Below are 19996 nucleotides of genomic sequence, written 5' to 3' on the forward strand. Positions count from 1 at the left end.
CCCGTCCCGGGTAGCTGGACAGCTCGTATCGGACAGCTGGACAGCATGCCCCATCATCGACTCACACCGCACCACCCGACACGCGCTGGAGGTTTGCGTTGACGGACGACGTCCTGGTCGTACACGGAGGTACCCCGCTCGAAGGGCGGATCCGCGTGCGCGGCGCGAAGAACCTGGTCTCCAAGGCGATGGTCGCGGCCCTGCTGGGCGACTCGCCCAGCCGGCTGTTCGACGTCCCCAAGATCCGTGACGTCGAGGTGGTCCGCGGGCTGCTCGGCCTGCACGGGGTGAAGGTGACCGACGGCACCGAGGACGGCGAGCTGGTCTTCGACCCGTCCAACGTCGAGAGCGCCAGCACCGACCAGATCAACGTGCACGCCGGGTCCAGCCGGATCCCGATCCTGTTCTGCGGCCCGCTGCTGCACCGGCTCGGCCACGCGTTCATCCCCGACCTGGGCGGCTGCCACATCGGCCCCCGCCCGATCGACTTCCACCTCCAGGCGCTGCGCGAGTTCGGCGCGACGGTGGAGAAGACCCCCGAGGGTCTGCACCTGTCCGCACCCAACGGGCTGCACGGCACGAAGTTCGCCCTGCCGTACCCGAGCGTCGGCGCGACCGAGCAGGTGCTACTGACCGCGGTGATGGCCGAGGGCGTCACCGAGCTGCGCAACGCCGCCGTCGAGCCCGAGATCATCGACCTGATCTGCATCCTGCAGAAGATGGGCGCGATCATCAAGGTGCACACCGACCGGGTGATCGAGATCCAGGGCGTCAAGCGGCTGCACGGCTACAGCCACCGGCCGATCCCGGACCGGATCGAGGCGGCGAGCTGGGCGGCGGCGGCGCTGGCCACCCGGGGTCACGTCGAGGTGCTCGGCGCGCAGCAGGCCGACATGATGACCTTCCTCAACATCTTCCGCTCCGTCGGCGGCGAGTACGAGGTCACCGACGCCCGGCCGCCGAAGCTCAGCGACCCGGGCCAGGAGGGCGGCATCCGGTTCTGGCACCCCGGCGGTGAGCTGAACGCGGTGGCGTTGGAGACCGACGTGCACCCCGGCTTCATGACCGACTGGCAGCAGCCCCTCGTCGTGGCGCTGACCCAGGCCCGGGGCCTGTCGATCGTCCACGAGACGGTCTACGAGCAGCGGCTGGGCTACACCGAGGCGCTGAACACGATGGGCGCCAACATCCAGGTCTACCGGGACTGCCTCGGCGGCACCCCGTGCCGGTTCGGCCGGCGCAACTTCAAGCACTCCGCGGTGATCGCCGGCCCGAGCAAGCTGCACGCCGCCGACCTGGTCATCCCGGACCTGCGGGCCGGGTTCAGCCACCTGATCGCGGCACTCGCCGCCGAGGGCACCTCCCGGGTGTACGGCGTCGACCTGATCAACCGGGGCTACGAGGACTTCGAGGCCAAGCTGGCCAGCCTCGGCGCGCACGTAGAACGGCCGTAACCGACCGTCCCCCCGGCGGCCCCGACGGCCCCCGTGGGCCCGTTCGACCCGCTCCACCGAGCGCCCGGTGCACCCGTGATGTGCACCGGGCGCCGTCGGGTGGCTACCCTTCACCTCGTGCCGTCGCTGTTTCGCCGCAAGTCCGCCGACTCCGACTCCTCCGCCACCGCCACGGTGGTGACCGAGGAGCCATCCGCCGCGCGCCCCCGGGGCTACACCCCGAGCAAGAAGGAACTGGGCGTCGAGACCCCGAAACGGCCGGTCGCCGGCCGCCGGCCGGCCGGTCCGACCCGGCCGCTGACCAAGGAGGAAGCCCGGGAGCAGCGCCGCAAGGCGCGCACCGAGGCCGCCGCCGAGTTCCGCCGCGAGGGCGGCCCCCGGGACCGGGGGCCGGAGCGGCTGCTGGCCCGCAACGTCGTCGACTCGCGGCGGACGATCGGCACCTGGTTCTTCGGTGGCGCGTTGATCGTGCTGATCGGGTCGAACGCCGCGATGCCGCAGGCGATCCGGCTCGCCTCCAACGTCGTGTGGGGGGCGCTCGCGCTCGGCGTGGTGATCGACTCGGTGCTGATCTCCCGCCGGATCAAGAAGCTGGTGCGGGAGCGCCACCCCAACAGCGGCGAGCGGATGGGGTCGCTCTACCTCTACGCGATCATGCGGTCGATCACCTTCCGCCGGATGCGCGCCCCGGCACCCCGGGTGAACATCGGCGACCCGATCTGACCGACGTCTCCCGACGGCCCCGCCCCGGTGGCGGGGCCGTCGCCGCGTCCGGAAGCCGTCGCCGCGTCCGGAAGCCGTCGCCGCGTCCGGAAGCCGTCGCCGCGTCCGGAAGCCGTCGCCGCGTCCGGAAGCCGTCGTCGCGTCCGGAAGCCGTCGTCGCGTCCGGAAGCCGTCGTCGCGTCCGGAAGCCGTCGTCGCGTCCGGCGGCTCGGAACGGCGGGCGGGACCGGTCCGGGACCGGTCAGGACGGGCGGCGCGGGTCGGGGGCCGGGCTGCGGTAGAGCCGGGCCACCACGTCCTCGATGTCCGGTTCGACGATCGAGACGTCACGCAGCGCGGCCAGCCCGGCCAGCGCGGAGACCACCTCCGCCACCCCCGCCGACTCCAGCGCGTAGACCAACCGGCGGCCGTCGGCCTCGACCCGGTGCAGCGGCGCCCCCACCGGCTGCGGCGGCGTCGACAACGGGGCGTCCAACTCGGCGACGACCAGCCGGCGGGAACCGTAGCGGGCGTGCAGGGCGGCGATCGAACCGTCGTGCACCACCCGGCCGTGGTCGACCACCACCAGCCGGGCGCAGAGCCGCTCGATGTCGGCCAGGTCGTGGGTGGTCAGCACCAGCGTGGTGTCACCGGCCCGGCCCAACTCGGCGAGGAACCCCCGGACCGCCTGCTTGCTCACCACGTCCAGCCCGATGGTCGGCTCGTCGAGGAAGAGCACCTGCGGGCCGTGCAGCAGCGCCGCGGTCAACTCGCCGCGCATCCGCTGCCCCAGCGACAACTGCCGCACCGGGGTGTCCAGGAAGGCGTCCAGGTCGAGCAGGTCACGACAGCGGCGCAGCCGGGCGGCGTGGTCGGCGGCAGGCACCCGGTAGAGGTGGCGCAGCAGGTCGAACGAGTCGCCCAGCGGCAGGTCCCACCACAACTGGGACCGCTGGCCGAAGACCACCCCGATGCGCAGCGCCAGCCGGGTCCGGTCGGCGACCGGGCGCAGGCCGCAGACCCGGGCCTGACCCGCCGACGGGCTCAGCACCCCGGTGAGCATCTTCAGGGTGGTCGACTTGCCCGCCCCGTTCGGGCCGATGTAGCCGAGCATCTCGCCCTGCTCCACCCGCAGGTCGATGCCGTCCACGGCGGTGACCGTCCGCTTCTCCCGGCGTAGCCGGCCCGCCTTCACCCGTACCGTGAACTCCTTGCGTAGCCCGTCCAGTTCGATGACGCTCATGACCCCGTACTCCGGTAGTGGCGGATGCCGGTGCGCCAGGCCGTCGCCGCGAGCGCGGCGGCGACCAGGGCCACCGCCGGCGCCGCCCAGCCGGCCCACGACGGCAGGCCGAGCGGGTCGGCGCGGCCCAGCAGCGCCAGCGCCGGCTGGTAACTGACGAAGGCGAACCCCAGGCCGTACGCGAAGGCGGCCCGGAACCACCCGTCGAAGATGGTCACCGGGTACGTGGTGAAGTCCCGCCCGCCGTAGGTGACCGAGTTGGCCAGCTCACCGGAGTCCACCCACCAGAACGACACGGTGGCGGTCGCCACGAAGAGCGACCCGAAGAACACCACCCCGGCCAGCGGGGCGACCACCGCCAACGCCACCCGGGCCGGCGTCCAGTCGATCCCGGCCGAGGTCAGCGCCACCACCAGCACGCCCACCCCGAACACGCCCCGGGACACCTTGCGCAGCGGCAGGTTCATCAGCAGCAGTTGGGGCAGCGCGCCGAGCGGGCGCAGCAGCACCGCGTCGAACAGGCCGGTCCGCACGTGGGTGGGCAGCCGCTCGATGTTGCCGACCAGCAGGTCCGCCACCGCGAAGGCGCTGGCCGACAGCCCCACCATCACCAGCGTCTCGCGCAGCGTGAACCCGCCCAGCTCCCGGGTCACCCCGTAGATCACCAGGACGGTGACCACGTCGAACACGGTGGCCCCCACGTTGCCCAGCAGGTCCAGCAGGAACGATGCCCGGTACGCCGTCTGCGACCGGGCCTGCGCCCCGAGCAGCGCCCGGTACGCCCGCAACGTCCCACCCGACCGGACCGCCTCGCCGGTGCACACCCCCTGCTCAACCACCCTGCACCACCAGCCGACGTTCGGCCCGCCGCTGCACCAGCCGGCAGGCGGCCAGCACCAGCACCGCCCAGCCGAGCTGGAGCGCGACCAGGCCGACCTGGACGGCCGGCGGATCCCGCTCCACCAGCACGTCCAGCGGGGTCTGCAGCAGGCTCGGGAACGGGGTGCCACACCACAGCACCAGTTGCAGCCACTCCGGCAGAAACCGCAACGGGAAGTAGAGCCCGGCCAGCACCCCCGAGCCGAGGGTCCACAGCAGCAACGGACCCCGCGCGTCCTGCCACCAGTACGCGGTGGCGTTGACCAGGAACCGGCAACCGAAGCAGAGCACCACGGCGGTCACCACGGAGACCACGAAGAGCCCGACGGTGGGCCACCGCGACGGCAGGTAGACGTCGAAGAACAACGGCCCCACCAGGACCGGCGGCAGCAGCCGGGCCAGCGCCGCGTAGCCTGCCCGACCCAGGTCGGTGGCGAGGTAGCTGGTCACCGGGTGCACCGGGCGGAGCAGGTCGGCGGCCACGTCACCGGTGCGGATCCGGTCGGCCAGGTCGCTCCAGCCCCAGAGCAGCACCACGGCGAGCAGCCCCTGCCCCACCCAGACGAAGGTCGCGAGCTGTGGCCGGTCGTACCCACCGACGGTCCCGGAACCGGCCGCGGCCAGCAGCACCGCGCAGCGCAGGAAGCCGAACACGGTGTTGGTCACGGCACCGGCCACGGCCGCCTGCCGGTAGGTGGAGTAACGACGGAAGCCGGCCCGGGATAAAGCCCCGAATGTCCGGAACCATCGGGTAACGTTTGCGCTCGTGGCCGGTGCCACAGTGGCGGTGACCGAGCCCACGCCGTTACCCTCCTTCCGCAGCCCCGCCGTGCCGGACGGGGGACTCTACCGGCATCCCGGAGCGCCCCGCACGACAATTTGCAACGAGGTGACACCGCCGTGAGCGAGCGACGCGAGCCGGGCATCGGACCGCGCCGCACGCGTGGCCACGGAGCCCCCCGATGACGGGCGGTTGGCCCGACCGTTGGGACGCCCCGCCGGAACCCGCCTGGGTGATCGAGCCGACCGGCGAATGGCATCCCCAGTTCCCCGGCCAGCGCTACCCCGGCGACATCGGCAGCCAGTACGCCGACCCCCGGGGGCGGGTCGCCGCCTCCGGTCGTGCCGAGGTGCCCCCACTCGCCCCGACCCGCCCCGACGGCACCTACCTCGGCCGGTCCTGGGCCGACCAGCAGGACGACCAGACGAACCTCAGGGGCGAACCGCACACCGACCACGACGCGTACCGGCGACCGACCGACGACGCGTACCGGCGGCTCCCGGACGAGCCGATCTGGCAGCGGGAACGCCGTCAGCCCGCAGCGGACCGGCACGTACCCGACCGGTACGACGCACTGTCGGCCCTGGACCGGCAGACCGGTCGGACCAACTGGTCCGACCGGCGGCGCGGCACCGCCGAGCCGGCCCCGACCGGGTGGCACCGCGACCGGGCCGGCGGCGACCGGCACGACACCGACCGGCACGACACCGGGCGGCACGACGACACCGGCCGGCACGACGCCCCGCCCCGCCAGGACCGCACCGCCCCCGGTGTCACGCCGGTCTCCCCCGGCCGCCCGCCGGTATCCCCCGCCCCCCGCCACGAGCCGCCCCACGGTGCCCGGCCCGACCGGTCCACCGAACCGGGCTGGGGGGCCGCCCCGACGCAGAACCCACCCCGCCGCCGGGTCACCGGGGAACGCCCCAGCGCCGACCGTCGCACCACCGACGACACACACGACTACGACCGGCTGACCGCCGAGGACTTCGCCGAGCCCGACCAGCGGGCCGGCAACGGCGCGCAGCACCGCACCACCGGTGGGTACGAACCTCTCCCGGCCCGGCCGGCACCGACCGGACGGGACCTGCCACCCCGGTTCCGCGACGACGACCCGCAGCGGTCCCCCCGCCGGGACGACGACGGACGACCCGCCGCGCACAGCCACGACGACCAGCGGTACCGCCTGCCCGGGGACGCCCCACGGCACCGCCCGCCCGACGGCGGCCGAGGGGCGATGGCCGCCATTCCCGAGGAGCGTTGGCAGCACCCGCGCGGGCCCGACGAGCGCCGGTCGCCGGACCCACGCGAGGCGGCCGTGCGCAGCGAGTCGTACCCCGACCTACGCTCCCGCGAGGTGGTCACACCACCCCGCGAGCCGTGGAACACCTCCGGCACCGACCGGGCGGAGCCGCTGCGCCCCGCCCGGGAAGCGGAGCACGGTCGCGACGTCCGGCAGCCGTACTCCCGGCCGGAACGCCACCCGGCGGAGGCGACCCGGCCCCCCGCCCCGCCTGCCCCGTCCGGCCCGTGGGGTCCCCGTCCCGGCCCGCCCCCGGCGCAGCCCGGCGAGCACCCCGCCACTGCCCGCCCGGGCGACGCCGACGCCACCAACCCGGGCGTCGGGCGGCCCGACCCGGCGCCGCCGGGCACGCCCGTACCGCCGGCCGACCTGCCGACCCGGCAGCGCCGCACCGACCGGTGGTCGCCCGCGCCCGACCCGGACGAGACCGCCCCGGTCTCGGCGCCGCCGGCCGCCCGGTTGCACCTCGAGTTCCGCCAGCCCACGCCGGCCACCCCGCCGGCCGACCGGCCCACCACGGGGTCCGGCACCGACCGGGCCGTTCCCGGGCGGACCCCGGCGGCGGCCACGGCTGGCTCCGCAACCGACCGGACCGCTCTGGAGATCACCCCGGACCGACCACGCCGGTACGTCCCACCGACGCCGGAACCCGACCCGACCGACCACCGGGACACCGCTGCCCGTACCACGTCCGGGGGTCCCGCAGCCTGGTTCCAACCCGGCCGCTCGGCCTCCGCACCAACCACGCCCGCACCGTCCAGCCCGACCACACCGCCCGGCCCAACCACAACACCGCCCGGCCCGACGCCCACGCCATCCGGCCCGACGCCTACGCCATCCGGCCCGACGCCCACGCCGCCCGGCCCGACCGTGTCGCACAGGCCGACCGCGTCGGCCGGCGCTGCGCCCGCCACGGTCGAGCCGCCGGCACCGCGCACCGGTCGACCGGCCTCCACCCCACCCCCCTCGGACGTGTCACGGGCGGAGGGCACGGAGGTCCGGGCCCCCCGGTCGCCGGCCCCCGACGCCGCTCCCCGGCCGACCCCGCCCATCGCTCCCCCTCCCGCCGAGGACCGGCCGGAGACCCCGGTAGCCGACGCCGCCGACACCCGTGGGCGGCCGACCGTCGTCGACCGAGAAACGGGGTCGGCCGCCCACGGGCTCGCCGAGCGCGAAACGGGGTCGGTGGACCTGGCGCCCAGTTCCGGCACCTCCGGCACCCGACCCGGTCCCGACCGTGGTCCCCTGCCGACCGCCGGTCGGGACGCCCCGTCCCCCGTCGCCGGCCCCCCGGGTGGAACCGGGCTGCCTCCGTCAACTGACCCCGGCACGGCCGGCCCCGGCACGGTTGCCGGCTCCCGCCCGACCGCCCCTGTCACGGACGGCACCGGCACGGACGAAACCGGACCGGCCGACGACGATCCGGCCACCGGTAAAGCCACGGGCGTGAGTGCCGCCGCGGCGGCGACCGCCGCTCCCACGCCGCCCGACACCGCAACGGTGCCCGACACCTCAACGCCGCCGGGCACCACGCCACCGCCGGGCACCGCAACACCGCCCCGCCCGACAGCGCCGACCGATACCCCGCCATCGCGCGACACCACAGCACCGCCGGGCACCACGCCACCGCCCGGTACCCCGGCACGGACCGGCACCACGCCACGCGCCGGCACCACAGCACCGGTCGACACCCCGGCACTGACCAGCGCGGGGGTGTCGAACGCCACGGCAGCGCCGACCGCCGCCGGAGTTCCGCCGGGCGACCTCGCACGGGCAACCGCCGCGCCCGCCACCGACGCAGTGGCCGACGCCGTCGGGCCGGCCGGTGGCACACCGGAGCCGGCCACCACCGGGACCCGACCGGACACCACCGGGGTCCAGCAGGACACCACCGGGGTCCAGCAGACCGCTACCGGGGTCCAGCCGGAGACCACCAGCCTGGCGGCGACGGTGGTCGGCGGCCTGGACCGGACGTCATCTCCGGACCGGCCCCCGGCTCCGGGGCGAGCCACGACCACGGACCCGACCACCAGCACGGAACGGAACACGGCTCCCGAAGGGGCCACGACCACCGGGCAGACCTCGACCACCGGGCAGACCTCGACCACGGACCGGTCCGGCACTGCCGAACAGGCTGCGACACCCGAGCTGGTCCCGGCCACGGGCGGTGCCGCTGCTGCCCGGCAGGCCGCGTCGACGCACCTGCCCCAGGGCGATCCGGAGCAGGCGCTGGCCGGCTACCGGTGGCAGCTGGACCCGCAGACCCTGCGCGAGGTGGTCGACGACCCGACCGAACTACGACTCATCCGCCGCCGGTTGACCGAGAAGCTCGCCTCGGCCCTGGACAACCGGGCCCGGGCCCGGCTGCTCAGTCTCCGGGCGGTGCTCTCCCGGCTGGTCGGCGACCTCGCCGACGCGGTGGCCGACGGCCGGCTCGCGCTGACCTACGCCGAGGCGACCGGTGAACTGCGGCGTACCGCGCTGGCCCGGGCGCGGCTGGCCGAGGCGCTGCGCTGGAAGGGTGAGTTCGCCGAGGCCGACCGGCTCTTCGCCGAGGCCAACTCGACGGAGCTGCCGGACCGGCTGCGGTCGGCCCTGCACGAGCACGCCGGCCGGTGCTGCTATGACCAGGGCCGGTTGATCGAGGCGTGCGGGCACTTCGAGCGGGCCCTCGACCTGCACCGGGCCGACGATCCGGAGCTGACCGAGCGGATCGGGGTGGCGCTGGACGCGGTGTACGCGCGGGCGGTGGCCCGGGAGGGGTTCGGGCCGTACCCACGCAGCCGTGACGAGGTGCGGCACGGCCGCCGGTCCCCGCGGCCCACCCAGGACGGCCGGGGCCGCTGGGGGTACGCGGACACCGACGGTGACCTCGTCGTCGACTACCGCTACGCCGAGGCGCAGCCGTTCCACGAGCGGCTGGCCTGGGTACGCCGCCCCGACCAGGCCGGCTGGGAGCTGATCGACGAGTCGGGCGTCACCCGGCTCGACACCGCGTACGCCCGGGTGCTGGCCTTCTCCGACGGCCTGGCCTGGGTGTCGCAGGGCGGCGACGCGGACTGGTCGGCGATCGAGCCCGACGGCACGGTGGTGGTGCCGGCGGGTTTCGAGGAGGTACGACCGTTCCGGGCCGGGGTGGCGGCCGTACGGCGGGGCGGCTGGGGGGCGGTGGACCGGCACGGTCGACTGGTCGTCCCCCCGCGCTACCACGGGCTCGACACGATGCTGTCCGACGGTCGCCGGCTCGACGGCTTCACCGACGAGGGGCTGGCCGTGGTGGAGCTGGCCGGCCGCCGGGGCGTGCTCGACCGCACCGGCGCGGTGCTGGTCCGGCCGGTGCACCCGGCGTTGGTGATCCATCCGGTGGCGTTCCTGGTCGGCGACGGGATGAGCCACTGGGGGGCGTTGGACCGGCGGGGCGAACCGCTGATCCCCCCGGTGCACCCCGACTGGGACACGGTGGTGGCGGAGATCGACAGGCTGCTCGCCGACACCCACCCGGTGCTCTGACACCCATCCGGTGCACCGACGCCCACCGGGTGCTCTGATGCCCGACCGCGTCGGCGGGTGCCCGGGGCCGGTCGGGGCTAGGGTCGCAGGATGGAATTCCGACACCTTGGCCGTTCGGGCCTCATGGTCAGTGAGATCTCGTACGGCAACTGGATCACCCACGGTTCCCAGGTCGAGGAGGAGGCGGCGCTGGCGTGTGTCCGGGCCGCCCTGGACAACGGCATCACCACCTTCGACACCGCCGACGTCTACGCCGGCACGCGCGCCGAGACGGTGCTCGGCAAGGCCCTCGCCGGGGAGCGCCGGGAGGGGTTGGAGATCTTCACCAAGGTCTACTGGCCGACCGGCCCCGGCCGCAACGACCGTGGCCTGTCCCGCAAGCACATCATGGAGTCGATCAACGGTTCGCTACGCCGCCTCCAGACCGACCACGTGGACCTCTACCAGGCCCACCGGTACGACTACAGCACGCCGCTGGAGGAGACGATGGAGGCGTTCGCCGACGTCGTACGTGCCGGCAAGGCGCATTACATCGGTGTGTCGGAGTGGAAGGCGTCACAGCTGCGCGAGGCGCACGCCCTCGCCCGGGAACTGCGCATCCCGCTGGTGTCCAACCAGCCGCAGTACTCGATGCTGTGGCGGGTCATCGAGGCCGAGGTGGTGCCCGCCAGCGAGGAGCTGGGCATCTCCCAGATCGTCTGGTCGCCGATGGCCCAGGGGGTGCTGTCCGGCAAGTACCTGCCGGGCCAGCCGCCGCCGGCCGGTTCCCGGGCCACCGACGAGAAGTCCGGTGCCAACTTCATCGCGCAGTGGCTGGGCGACGAGGTGCTGACCCGGGTGCAGCAGCTCAAGCCGCTCGCCGAGCAGGCCGGGCTGACCATGCCGCAGCTCGCCGTCGCCTGGGTGCTCCAGAACCGCAACGTCGCCTCGGCGATCATCGGCGCGTCCCGCCCCGACCAGGTGCACGACAACGTCAAGGCGGCCGGGGTGACCCTGGAGGCCGACCTGCTCAAGGCCATCGACGAGATCGTCGCCCCGGTCACCGAGCGGGACCCGGCCAAGACCGAGAGCCCGGCCCAGCGCCCCTGACCGGCGCCGGTCCCATCCCACCCCGTCCGGGGTGGGATGGGATCAGGTCTGCCAGAAGCGGATCAGGGACAGCGCGGTGCTGTAGAGCCACGGCGGCAGGCCCAGCAGGTCGCTCAGCCAGAAGACTGCGGTGAAGAACCAGTTGCCGATGCGCGGGTTCCACAGCAGGGCGAAGAGCAGGATGAAGCCGAACGGCGCGAACATGTCGTACATCCGGCGCCACTGCGGGTTGAGCCACGGCTGGATCATGTTGCCGCCGTCCAGGCCGGGCACCGGGAGCAGGTTCAGCACGCTCGCGGTGAGCTGGAGGAACGCCAGCAGCGCCACCCCGGCCCAGAACTCGATCGGGCCGCCCGCGTCGATGCCCACCCGCAGCACCACCACCAGCAGCAGGGTGAACAGCACGTTGGTGGCCGGGCCGGCGAGGCTGACCAGGGTGTGCCGCAGCCGACCCGGGATGGCGTGCCGGTCGACCCACACCGCCCCACCGGGCAGGCCGATGCCGCCGAGCAGCACCACCACCACCGGCAGCACGATCGACAGCAGCGGGTGGGTGTACTTGAGCGGGTTCAACGTCAGGTAGCCCCGGTGGGCGATGTCCCGGTCACCGGCCCGGTAGGCGACCACCGCGTGCGCGTACTCGTGCAGGCACAGCGAGACCAGCCAGCCGGAGACGACGAAGAGGAACACGTCGAACCGGACGTTGCCCACCCCGTTCCAGACCAGCACGCCACTGGTGACGAAGAGCGCCACCAGGGCCAGGAAGATCGGGCTGGGCCGGAACGCCGCCCGGGGCACACCGAGCACCAGCGGCTCGCCCCCCGGGCGGTCGTACCCCATCACTCCGCCGTCGGCAGCAGGCTCATCCGGTAGTCCACCCGATCGTCCTCGACGAGCGTGACCGAGGTGACGCCGGACGTCGCGAGCTCCCGCCAGGTCTGACCGATCCAGGACTCGGCGTCCGCCTGGCTGCTGAACGTCTCCGCCGGCCCGTCGACCGGTGCGCCGTCCGTGCCCTCGTACCGCCAGCTCCACGCCATGCCGCGTCTCCCCTCGCCGCTCAACCGTCCCCGGGGGACGGACCCCCGCAAGCGTAGTCGGCCGGTGCGGAGCGCACCGGACGCACGCCCCCTGGCTGCCGGGTTCCGCGCAGCGTGACGGGCCCGGGCCGGCGGGCGGGGCCGGGTCGGGCGGCCTTAAGGTACGGGCATGTCCGTTGACGGGTGGAACACGGTCCTGGTGCTCGGCGGTACGCGTTCGGGCAAGTCGGAGTTCGCCGAGTCCCTGGTGGCCGAAGCCCCCACGGTGCGGTATGTGGCGACGTCGGCCGCCGCCGACCCGGACGACACCGAGTGGGCCACCCGACTGGCCGCCCACCGGGCCCGCCGGCCGGGCAGCTGGACCACCGAGGAGACCGCCGAGGACCCGCGCCGGCTCGCCGACGTGCTCGCCTCGGCCGGGCCGAACGAGACGCTGCTCGTCGACGACCTGGGCGGCTGGGTGACCGTGCTGCTCGACCCGACCCACCAGCCGGCCGACGACGTCGCCACGATCACCGAGCTGGCCGACGCGGTACGCGCCAGCGAGGCGCGGATCGTGCTGGTCAGCCCGGAGGTGGGGCTGTCGCTGGTGCCGACCACCCCGTTGGGGCGGGCGTTCACCGATGCGCTGGGCGCCGCCAACCGGGCCGTCGCGGACGCCTGCGACGCCGTCGCGCTGGTGGTCGCCGGCCAGCCGGTCTGGCTCAAGCCGGCCACCCCGGCCCGACCGGTCGACGTACCCACCCAGGCCACCCCGACCACCGGTGCGGCCGCGCCGACCGGCGGTGTGGCGGACCCGACCGGCGGCGCGCAGCCGCCGCTGCCGGACGTGCTGACCCCCACCGTGCCGGCGGCCCCGGCCGCACCGACCGCCGACGGCACCGGCTGGGCGGCACCGACCATGGCGCTGCCGGTGGTCGCCACCGGGCTCGTCATCCAGCCCGGCATGGAACTGCCGATGCCCGACGAGTACTCCGGACCGCAGGCGGTGCAGCGGCTCGGCACCCTGGACCTGCCGGGGGCAGGGCTGGGCGTGCTGGAGCGGGTGGTCGAGTTCGCCGCCGCCACCCAGGGCACGCCGACGCCTACGCCGTGGACCGGTGTCCGGGTGCTGCTACTGCACGGCGACCACGCCGGTGGCGCGGCGGCCGGGGCACCGGTCGGGGAGTCGGCCCGACTGGCCCGGCAGGCCCGCGCCGGCCGGGGTGCGTTGGCCCGGCTGGCCGCCGAGAGCGGTGCCAGCCTCCAGGTGGTGGACGCCCCGCCGTCCGCGCCGATCGAACACGGGCCGGCGCTGGACGCCGACGCCGTCGAGGCGGCGCTGCGCTACGGCTGGCGGTTGGCCGAGGAGGCCGCCGAGGCGGGCGTACGACTGCTGGTGCTGGGGGCCTGCGGCGCGGGCGCGGAGGCCGCTGCGGCGGCGGTGCTCGTCGCGACGGCCGGCGCGGAGGCTCCGACCGTGCTGGGTCGGGTGCACACCGCCGACGGCGAGATCGACGACGCCGCCTGGATGGTGCGGTGCGCGACCGTACGGGACGCCCTGCACCGCACCCGTCGCTCCCCCCGCGACGCCAAGGACATCCTGGCCGAGCTGGGCGGCGGCGACGTGGCGGTGGCGGCCGGTGTGCTGCTCGGTGCGACCGCCCGCCGGGTGCCGGTGCTGCTGGACGGGCCGGTCGGGCTGGCCGCCGGCATGGTCGCCCGGGACCTGGCCGGCCAGGCCCGGCACTGGTGCCTGCTGGTCGACCACGGCGGCCACCCGGCGGTCCGGCTCGCCGCCGACGTGCTCGGCCTGACCCCGCTGCTGGACCTGCGGCTCGACCTCGGCGAGGGGGCCAACGCGCTGGCCGCCCTGCCGCTGCTGCGCTCGGTGCTGGCGCTGGCCGGGTCGCTGCCCGCGCACCCGCACCACGGTGGCCCCGACGACGAGCCCACCGGCACCACGCCGACCGGCGACGCCGCCCCGACCACGCCGACCGCCGCCACGACCACGCCGACCGGTGAGGTCGGGGCCACGCCGACCGGTGAGGTCGGGGCCACCACCGCTCCGGCCACCGCCGACCGGGCCACCGGCCTCCCGGCCGGCGACGCCGCGACCGGGGTGGCGGACCCCGACGCCGGGCCGGCCGGGGCCGAGGTGGCCGATCCCGATGCCGGGCCCGCCGGGCCGGACGCCACCCCGGAGTTCGCGGAGCCGGTGCCGGCCGGCCCGGGCCCGACCACCACCGCCACCGACGCCGGGCCGGAACGCGACCCGTCCGGCCGGCGTGCCGGCTGAGTCGGGGCGCGGCGACGGGTTCCGACTGGCGCTGACCACCCTCACCACCGTGCCGGTCCGCGCCGGCCGGATCGACCGGGCCACGGCGGGCACCGCGATGGCGCTCGCCCCACTGGTCGGGGTGCTGCTCGGCGTGCTGCTCGGGGCGGTGCTGCTGGTCCTGGCCGCGCTCGCCCCACCCCTGGTCGCCGCCGGGCTGACCGTCGGAGTGGCGGCCCTGCTGACCCGGGGGCTGCACCTGGACGGGTTGGCCGACACCGTGGACGCGCTGGGGTCGTACCGGCGCGGGGCGGCGGCGCTGGAGATCATGAAAAAGCCGGACGTGGGCCCGTTCGGCGTGGTCGCGCTGGTGGTCGTCCTGCTGCTCCAGACGGCGACCCTCACCGAGCTGGCCGGACGCTCCTGGCCGACGGCGCTCGCCGCGGTGGTCGCCGGCACCGCCGCCGGTCGACTCGGGATCACCCTGGCCTGCCGCCGGGGCGTACCGGCGGCCCGCCCCGACGGGATGGGCGCGCTGGTCGCCGAGACGGTCGGGCCGGTCGCACCGGTCGTCGGCACCCTCGTCGTCGCGCTGGCGGCGGTGCCGGCCGTGCCGGGCCGCCCGTGGCAGGGGCCGCTGGCCGTGCTGGCCGCCCTCGCCGTCGCCACCGGCCTGCTCCGCCATCTGGTACGCCGCCTCGGCGGGATCACCGGCGACGTGCTCGGGGCCCTCGTGGAGGTGGTGACCACGCTGGTCTACCTGGGCTTGGTGCTGTCCGGCTGAGGACGACGCGGCGCGCCGGGTAGCGTTTGCCCCGACAGCACCGGCACGGCCTTCCGGGGGACGACTTGCTCATCACGGACGACTTCCTGCCCGTACCGGTCCCGGAGTCGCTCAGCGCGACCTACCTGGTACCGATGGCGGGGTTGCCACCGGTGAGCCCGAAGACCGCGGTACGGGCGTTGGCGGGCCGGCTCGCCGACCCGGTCTACGGACTGGCCACGCAGATGCTGGACAGCCCGCTGATGTCGGTGGACACCCGCTCGATCGACGAGTTCCCGCAGCTGCCGCCGGACCTGCTCACCGCCTTCGGCGCGACCGAGGCCCAGTTGGGCCGGCTCGCCGCCGCCAGCCACCTGGTGGTGGTGCAGGCCGAGTACCGGCCAGGTTGGCCACCGGCGCACGAGTGGGCGGCCCGCGCGGTGGCCGCCGCCGTCGCCGAATCCGTCGACGGTGACGTGGTGGACGTGTTCGGGTTGCAGTTCCTCGACCCGGCGACGGCGCTGAAGTCGCTGCCGGACGCACAGGGCCGCATCCGGCTGGTCGACTGGGTGCTGGTCCCGTACTCCTCGGACACCGAGGGGCTGTGGTTCACCACCAAGGGGTTGCGCCGCTTCGGGCTGCTGGAGTTGCAGACCCAGGGGGTGCCCGACCACCTCACCCGGGCCTGGGGCGCGGTGCTGACCGGTGCCGCCCGCCGGCTGCTGCGGGACTGGACCGACGGGCTCGCCGGCGAGGAGGTGCCGGCGTTCGTGCAGCTGCCGGTGCTGGCCACGGTGACCGGCCACGACATCGCGGTGGCGTACGGCAACCCGGAGCAGCACGGCGCGACGGCCCCGGTGCTGCTGCGCCTGGAGCTGGACCCGGCGACCGACCCGGAGGCCGACTCGTTCCTCAGCCTGCGCCCGCCGCCCGGCCACCCCGGGCCGGACGGTCGCTACTTCGCGGCGGCCTGCGCGACCCTCTTCTCCGGCATCGAGCCGGACGTCCGGTACGCCCGCTCGGGCGACGCGATGAGCCGGGCCGTCGCCACCGCCCGCGCCGGGTTGGACGACATCCGGGCCCGGTTCCTCGCCGACGGGCTGCCACCGGAGGCCCAACTGGTGATCAAGTACGGCCTACCCGGCGACGACGGCCCCGAGTACGTCTGGGCCGGGGTCAACTCGTGGGACGCCCCGGAGCGGATCGTCGGCGCGAGCGCCAGCGACGCCAACACCGACCCCACCGTCCGGATCGGCTCCCCGGTCGAGGTGGCCGTCACCGAGGTCGTCGACTGGGCGGTCCTCGACGGCACCGGGGTCATCGAGGGCGGCTGGACCCAGGCCGTCCTCGACGCCGGCGAACGCCCCCACCCCACCCACTGACCCCACCCGGCCCACCCCGGCCCGCCCCGGCCCGGCTCGGCCCGCCCCGGCTCGGCCCGGTGATCAAGAGGTTTAGGTCAAAATCTCGGCCTGACATGACGTAAACCTCTTGATCACCGAGGCCGGTCGGAGGCGCGGAGGCCAGCCTCGGGTGATCAAGAGGTTTAGGTCAGGATTTCGGCCCGACGTGACGTAAACCTCTTGATCACCGAGGCCAGCCCCCCGGGGGCGGAGGCCAGCCCGGGGGCGGAGGCCAGCCCGGGGGCGACGGCAGGACCGGTGGGGTGGGGTCAGCGGACGGAGGGGGTGACGAAGGGGGGGCGGGTGATGCGCATCTGGGCGCGGCGGCCCCGGATGTCGACCTCGACGAGGTCGCCGTCGGCGAGTTTCGGGGCGGTGTCCAGCAGGGCGAGGGCGATGCCCTGCTTGCGGGTGGGGCTGAAGGTGCCGCTGGTGACCGTGCCGACCGGGGCGTCACCGGCGTAGACGGTCATCCCGGCGCGGGGGATGGCCCGGTCGACGGCCTCCAGGCCGCGCAGCGTACGGCGGGGGCCGGCGGTCTTCTCGGCGCGCAGCGCGTCGCGGCCCCAGAAGGCCGGCTTGTCCCAGCCGACGGCCCAGCCGGAGCGCCCCTGCACGGGGGTGACGTCCAGGGAGAGGTCCTGCCCGTGCAGCGGGTAGCCCATCTCGGTACGCAGGGTGTCCCGGGCGCCCAGCCCGCAGGCGCGCAGCTCGACCTGCTCCCCGGCGGCGAAGAGCGCGTCCCAGACGGCGACGGCGTGTTCGGCCGGCACCACCAGCTCGTAGCCCAGCTCACCGGTGTAGCCGGTACGGCAGACGGTCAGTTCGGCACCGGCCAGTGTCGCCGGGGAGAAGCTCATGTAGTCGTGCCCGGTGGGCAGGCCCAGCGCGTCGAGCAGCTCGGCCGAGCGGGGGCCCTGCACGGCCAGCACGGCGTACCGGTCGTGTTCGTCGGTGACCTCGACGTCGGCCGGGGCGGCGGCGCGCAGCCGGCGTACCACCTCGGCGGTGTTCGCCGCGTTGGGGATGAGGAAGACGTGGTCGTCGGCGTACCGGTAGGCGATGATGTCGTCGACCACCCCGCCGGTGGCGTCGTCGCAGCAGAGCGTGTACTGCGCCTTGCCCGCCCCGATCCGGTCCAGGTCGTTGGTCAGGCAGGAGTTGACGAACCGCGTCGCGCCGGGGCCGGTGACCCGCGCCTTGCCCAGGTGCGAGACGTCGAAGACGCCGACCGCCGTCCGGACCGCCGCGTGTTCCCTGAGTACGCCGCCACCGGCGTACTCCAGGGGCATCTCCCAACCCCCGAAGGGGGCGAACTTGGCACCGAGCGCGGTGTGCCGCGCGTGCAGCGGGGAACGGCGCAGCCGGGTCGCGGCGGCGTCGGAGGTCACGTCCGTCATGGGTGGCAACTTACCGGTGGGTGCGCCGCTGGTTAGCATCGGCGGGACCCGTCGGCAGTTCGGCGGGACGCACCCGCGCTCCGGCGGATAGGTTGCCGCCGGAGACCATCACCGCCGGTACGCGACGACGCGGCCGGCCCGGCCCGCCCGGAGTAGCTCAGTGACATCGTCCAGCACCACCCTCAGCCTGGTCGACACCGACCCCGCCGAGCTCACGGTCGACGCGATCGTGATCGGCGTACACAGTCAGACCACCGGCCCGGACGCCACGAGCGGTCCCGCCGGCACCCTGCTGCTGGCCGACGGCGCGGAGAGTATCGCCGCCGCCTTCGACGGCAAGCTGACCGCGACGCTGGCCCTGCTCGGCGCGACCGGCGGCCCCGGCGAGGTGATCAAGCTGGCCACGCTGGGCACCGTCACCGCACCGCTGGTCGTGGCGGTCGGGCTGGGTCCGGAGCCGACCGGTGCCGCCCCCGCCCCGGAGACCCTGCGCCGGGCCGCCGGCGCGGCGGTCCGGGCGCTGGCCGGGGCACCCCGGGTGGCGCTGAGCCTGCCGCTGCCCGACAACGCCGACGCCCCGGCCGTGCTGCGCGCGGTCGCCGAGGGCGCGCTGCTCGGCGGCTACCGGTTCGCCGGTTACAAGACCAAGCCGCAGCCGTCCCGGCGGGAGCCGGTGGCCGAGGTGCTGATCGCCGTGCCGGACGCCGCCGACGCGACCGCCAAGGCCGAGATCGACCGGGCCACCGCGGTGGCCGGTGCGGTGCGCACCAGCCGGGACTGGGTCAACACCGCGCCGAACGAGCTGCGTCCGCCGGCCTTCGCCGACGCCGTCGCCACCGCCGCCCGCGCTGCCGGCCTCGACGTCGAAGTGCTCGACGAGCAGGAGCTGAGGGCCGGCGGGTACGGTGGCATCACCGCCGTCGGGCAGGGCTCCGAGGCCCCGCCGCGCCTGGTCAAGCTCACCTGGACCCCGCAGGGTGAGACGAACGGCAAGCGGGTCGCGCTGGTCGGCAAGGGCATCACCTTCGACACCGGCGGTATCTCGATCAAGCCGGCGCAGGGCATGTGGGAGATGAAGTCCGACATGGCCGGCGCGGCGGCCGTCGGGGCGGCGATGCTGGCGATCGCCGCGCTCAAGCCGTCCGTGACGGTGACCGGTTACCTGCCGATGGCGGAGAACATGCCGTCGGGTACCAGCTACCGGCCGGGTGACGTGGTCACCATGTTCAACGGCAAGCGGGTCGAGGTGCTCAACACCGACGCCGAGGGCCGGATGATCCTCGGCGACGCGATGGCCCGGGCCTGCGCCGACGGCACCGACTACCTGTTCGAGACGTCCACCCTCACCGGTGGTCAGGTGATCTCGTTGGGCAAGCGGATCGCCGGGGTGATGGGTACCCCCGAGTTGTGCGAGCGGGTGAAGGTGGCCGGTGACACGGTCGGCGAGCCGGCCTGGCCGATGCCGCTGCCGGACGACGTCCGCAAGGGCATGGACTCGGACGTGGCGGACATCTCGCAGGTCAACGCGGGCATGGACCGGGCCGGTCACATGCTCCAGGGCGGGGTGTTCCTGCGCGAGTTCGTCACCGACGACGTCGCCTGGGCGCACATCGACATCGCCGGCCCCGGCTACCACTCGGGTGAGCCGACCGGCTACTGGACCAAGGGCGGCACCGGTGTGCCGGTGCGTACCCTGGTGCAGCTGGTCGAGGACGTCGCCGCCAACGGCTGACGGATTCGCGACACGACGACGGGACGCCCACGGGCGTCCCGTCCGCGTTTTCCCGGGCCGGGCGCGTCGCCGGTCGGGCGTGACGTCGCCGGCGCCGGGCGGGACTCAGAACAGCTCGGGTCGGCGTTTGCGGCGTTCGTTGTAGTCGCGCATCCGCTGCGGGTAGCCCATCAGCCGGACGTCGTAGATCGGGATGCCCAGGGCGTGCGCGAAGCGGCGGGCGCCCTCCGGGCCGTCGATGCGCCGCCGGGTCCACTCGCCGTCGTCGGCGATCATGATGACGGTGGTCTCGGTCATCGTGGTCCGGGGTTCGATGAACGCCTCGACCCCCCGGCGGGTGCGGGCGAAGTTGGCCAGGTGATCCAGGTCAGCCCGTTCGGCCGGCCGGTCACGGTTGGCCGGGGTCGGCGGTTTGCGTCGCCGGAACAGCGCCACCGGGCTAC

General features: G+C 74.8%; 15 protein-coding genes. 8 read left to right on the top strand and 7 right to left on the bottom strand.

Annotation, left to right across the window (positions count from 1 at the left end):
• Positions 1-98 precede the first annotated feature (98 nt).
• Positions 99-1454 (top strand): UDP-N-acetylglucosamine 1-carboxyvinyltransferase, encoded by a 1356-nt coding sequence (gene murA, locus AB0C22_RS15045; RefSeq protein ID WP_208568735.1) that lies wholly within the window; start codon positions 99-101, stop codon positions 1452-1454.
• A 78-nt stretch (positions 1455-1532) separates the two neighbouring features.
• Complete coding sequence (locus AB0C22_RS15050; RefSeq protein ID WP_357014233.1) at positions 1533-2177, top strand: DUF3043 domain-containing protein; 645 nt, start codon at positions 1533-1535, stop codon at positions 2175-2177.
• 241 nt (positions 2178-2418) lie between these two features.
• On the opposite strand, the gene AB0C22_RS15055 is transcribed toward AB0C22_RS15050, so the two are convergent.
• The 3 genes from AB0C22_RS15055 to AB0C22_RS15065 are packed head-to-tail and all read right to left on the bottom strand — an operon-like array spanning position 2419 to position 5079.
• On the bottom strand, positions 2419-3399 hold the full coding sequence (locus tag AB0C22_RS15055) for an ATP-binding cassette domain-containing protein (protein ID WP_219464046.1): 981 nt from the start codon (positions 3397-3399) through the stop codon (positions 2419-2421).
• Positions 3396-4238: an ABC-2 family transporter protein gene (locus AB0C22_RS15060; protein WP_308290861.1), complete on the bottom strand. Its 843-nt coding sequence runs from the start codon at positions 4236-4238 to the stop codon at positions 3396-3398. Before AB0C22_RS15060 ends, AB0C22_RS15055 begins: the two co-directional genes overlap by 4 nt.
• Positions 4231-5079 carry an ABC-2 family transporter protein gene (locus AB0C22_RS15065; RefSeq protein ID WP_219464047.1) on the bottom strand — a complete coding sequence of 283 codons (849 nt, stop codon included), beginning with the start codon at positions 5077-5079 and terminating at the stop codon, positions 4231-4233. Before AB0C22_RS15065 ends, AB0C22_RS15060 begins: the two co-directional genes overlap by 8 nt.
• Positions 5080-5240: 161 nt before the next feature.
• Between AB0C22_RS15065 and AB0C22_RS15070 the strand changes: the two genes are divergently transcribed.
• Both AB0C22_RS15070 and AB0C22_RS15075 read left to right on the top strand, forming a co-directional pair.
• Entirely contained in the window at positions 5241-9869 is a 4629-nt protein-coding gene (locus AB0C22_RS15070) for a WG repeat-containing protein (RefSeq protein ID WP_357535395.1), read from the top strand.
• A 90-nt stretch (positions 9870-9959) separates the two neighbouring features.
• Positions 9960-10958 carry an aldo/keto reductase family protein gene (locus AB0C22_RS15075; RefSeq protein WP_219464048.1) on the top strand — a complete coding sequence of 333 codons (999 nt, stop codon included), beginning with the start codon at positions 9960-9962 and terminating at the stop codon, positions 10956-10958.
• A 42-nt stretch (positions 10959-11000) separates the two neighbouring features.
• Here AB0C22_RS15075 and AB0C22_RS15080 read toward each other — a convergent pair whose 3' ends face one another.
• Together AB0C22_RS15080 and AB0C22_RS15085 are read right to left on the bottom strand one after the other, a co-directional pair.
• The gene (locus AB0C22_RS15080; RefSeq protein ID WP_208568740.1) at positions 11001-11798 is read right to left on the bottom strand and encodes a site-2 protease family protein; all 798 of its coding nucleotides are present in this window, start codon (positions 11796-11798) and stop codon (positions 11001-11003) included.
• Entirely contained in the window at positions 11798-11998 is a 201-nt protein-coding gene (locus AB0C22_RS15085) for a hypothetical protein (protein WP_208568741.1), read from the bottom strand. The genes AB0C22_RS15080 and AB0C22_RS15085 overlap by 1 nt, the downstream gene beginning before the upstream one ends.
• A 169-nt stretch (positions 11999-12167) precedes the next feature.
• On the opposite strand from AB0C22_RS15085, the gene AB0C22_RS15090 reads away from it, so the two are divergent.
• The 3 genes from AB0C22_RS15090 to AB0C22_RS15100 all read left to right on the top strand — a co-directional run bounded on the left by AB0C22_RS15090 (position 12168) and on the right by AB0C22_RS15100 (position 16400).
• Complete coding sequence (locus AB0C22_RS15090; RefSeq protein ID WP_357535398.1) at positions 12168-14276, top strand: bifunctional adenosylcobinamide kinase/adenosylcobinamide-phosphate guanylyltransferase; 2109 nt, start codon at positions 12168-12170, stop codon at positions 14274-14276.
• A complete protein-coding gene (cobS, locus tag AB0C22_RS15095) occupies positions 14266-15039 on the top strand; it encodes an adenosylcobinamide-GDP ribazoletransferase (protein WP_357535400.1) in 774 nt (257 codons plus the stop codon). Before AB0C22_RS15090 ends, cobS begins: the two co-directional genes overlap by 11 nt.
• A 65-nt stretch (positions 15040-15104) precedes the next feature.
• The gene (locus AB0C22_RS15100) at positions 15105-16400 is read left to right on the top strand and encodes a DUF2314 domain-containing protein (RefSeq protein ID WP_219464050.1); all 1296 of its coding nucleotides are present in this window, start codon (positions 15105-15107) and stop codon (positions 16398-16400) included.
• 290 nt (positions 16401-16690) lie between these two features.
• On the opposite strand, the gene gcvT is transcribed toward AB0C22_RS15100, so the two are convergent.
• The gene (gene gcvT, locus AB0C22_RS15105) at positions 16691-17821 is read right to left on the bottom strand and encodes a glycine cleavage system aminomethyltransferase GcvT (protein WP_219464052.1); all 1131 of its coding nucleotides are present in this window, start codon (positions 17819-17821) and stop codon (positions 16691-16693) included.
• A 160-nt stretch (positions 17822-17981) separates the two neighbouring features.
• Here gcvT and AB0C22_RS15110 point away from each other — a divergent pair, with 160 nt between their 5' ends.
• Entirely contained in the window at positions 17982-19553 is a 1572-nt protein-coding gene (locus tag AB0C22_RS15110) for a leucyl aminopeptidase (RefSeq protein WP_219464053.1), read from the top strand.
• Positions 19554-19658: 105 nt separating this feature from the next.
• Here AB0C22_RS15110 and AB0C22_RS15115 read toward each other — a convergent pair whose 3' ends face one another.
• The gene (locus AB0C22_RS15115; RefSeq protein ID WP_208568747.1) at positions 19659-19988 is read right to left on the bottom strand and encodes a hypothetical protein; all 330 of its coding nucleotides are present in this window, start codon (positions 19986-19988) and stop codon (positions 19659-19661) included.
• Positions 19989-19996 lie beyond the last annotated feature (8 nt).

The organism is Micromonospora sp. NPDC048894 (genome assembly GCF_040649765.1).
In the GTDB taxonomy this organism is placed as follows: Bacteria; Actinomycetota; Actinomycetes; order Mycobacteriales; family Micromonosporaceae; genus Micromonospora; species Micromonospora antibiotica.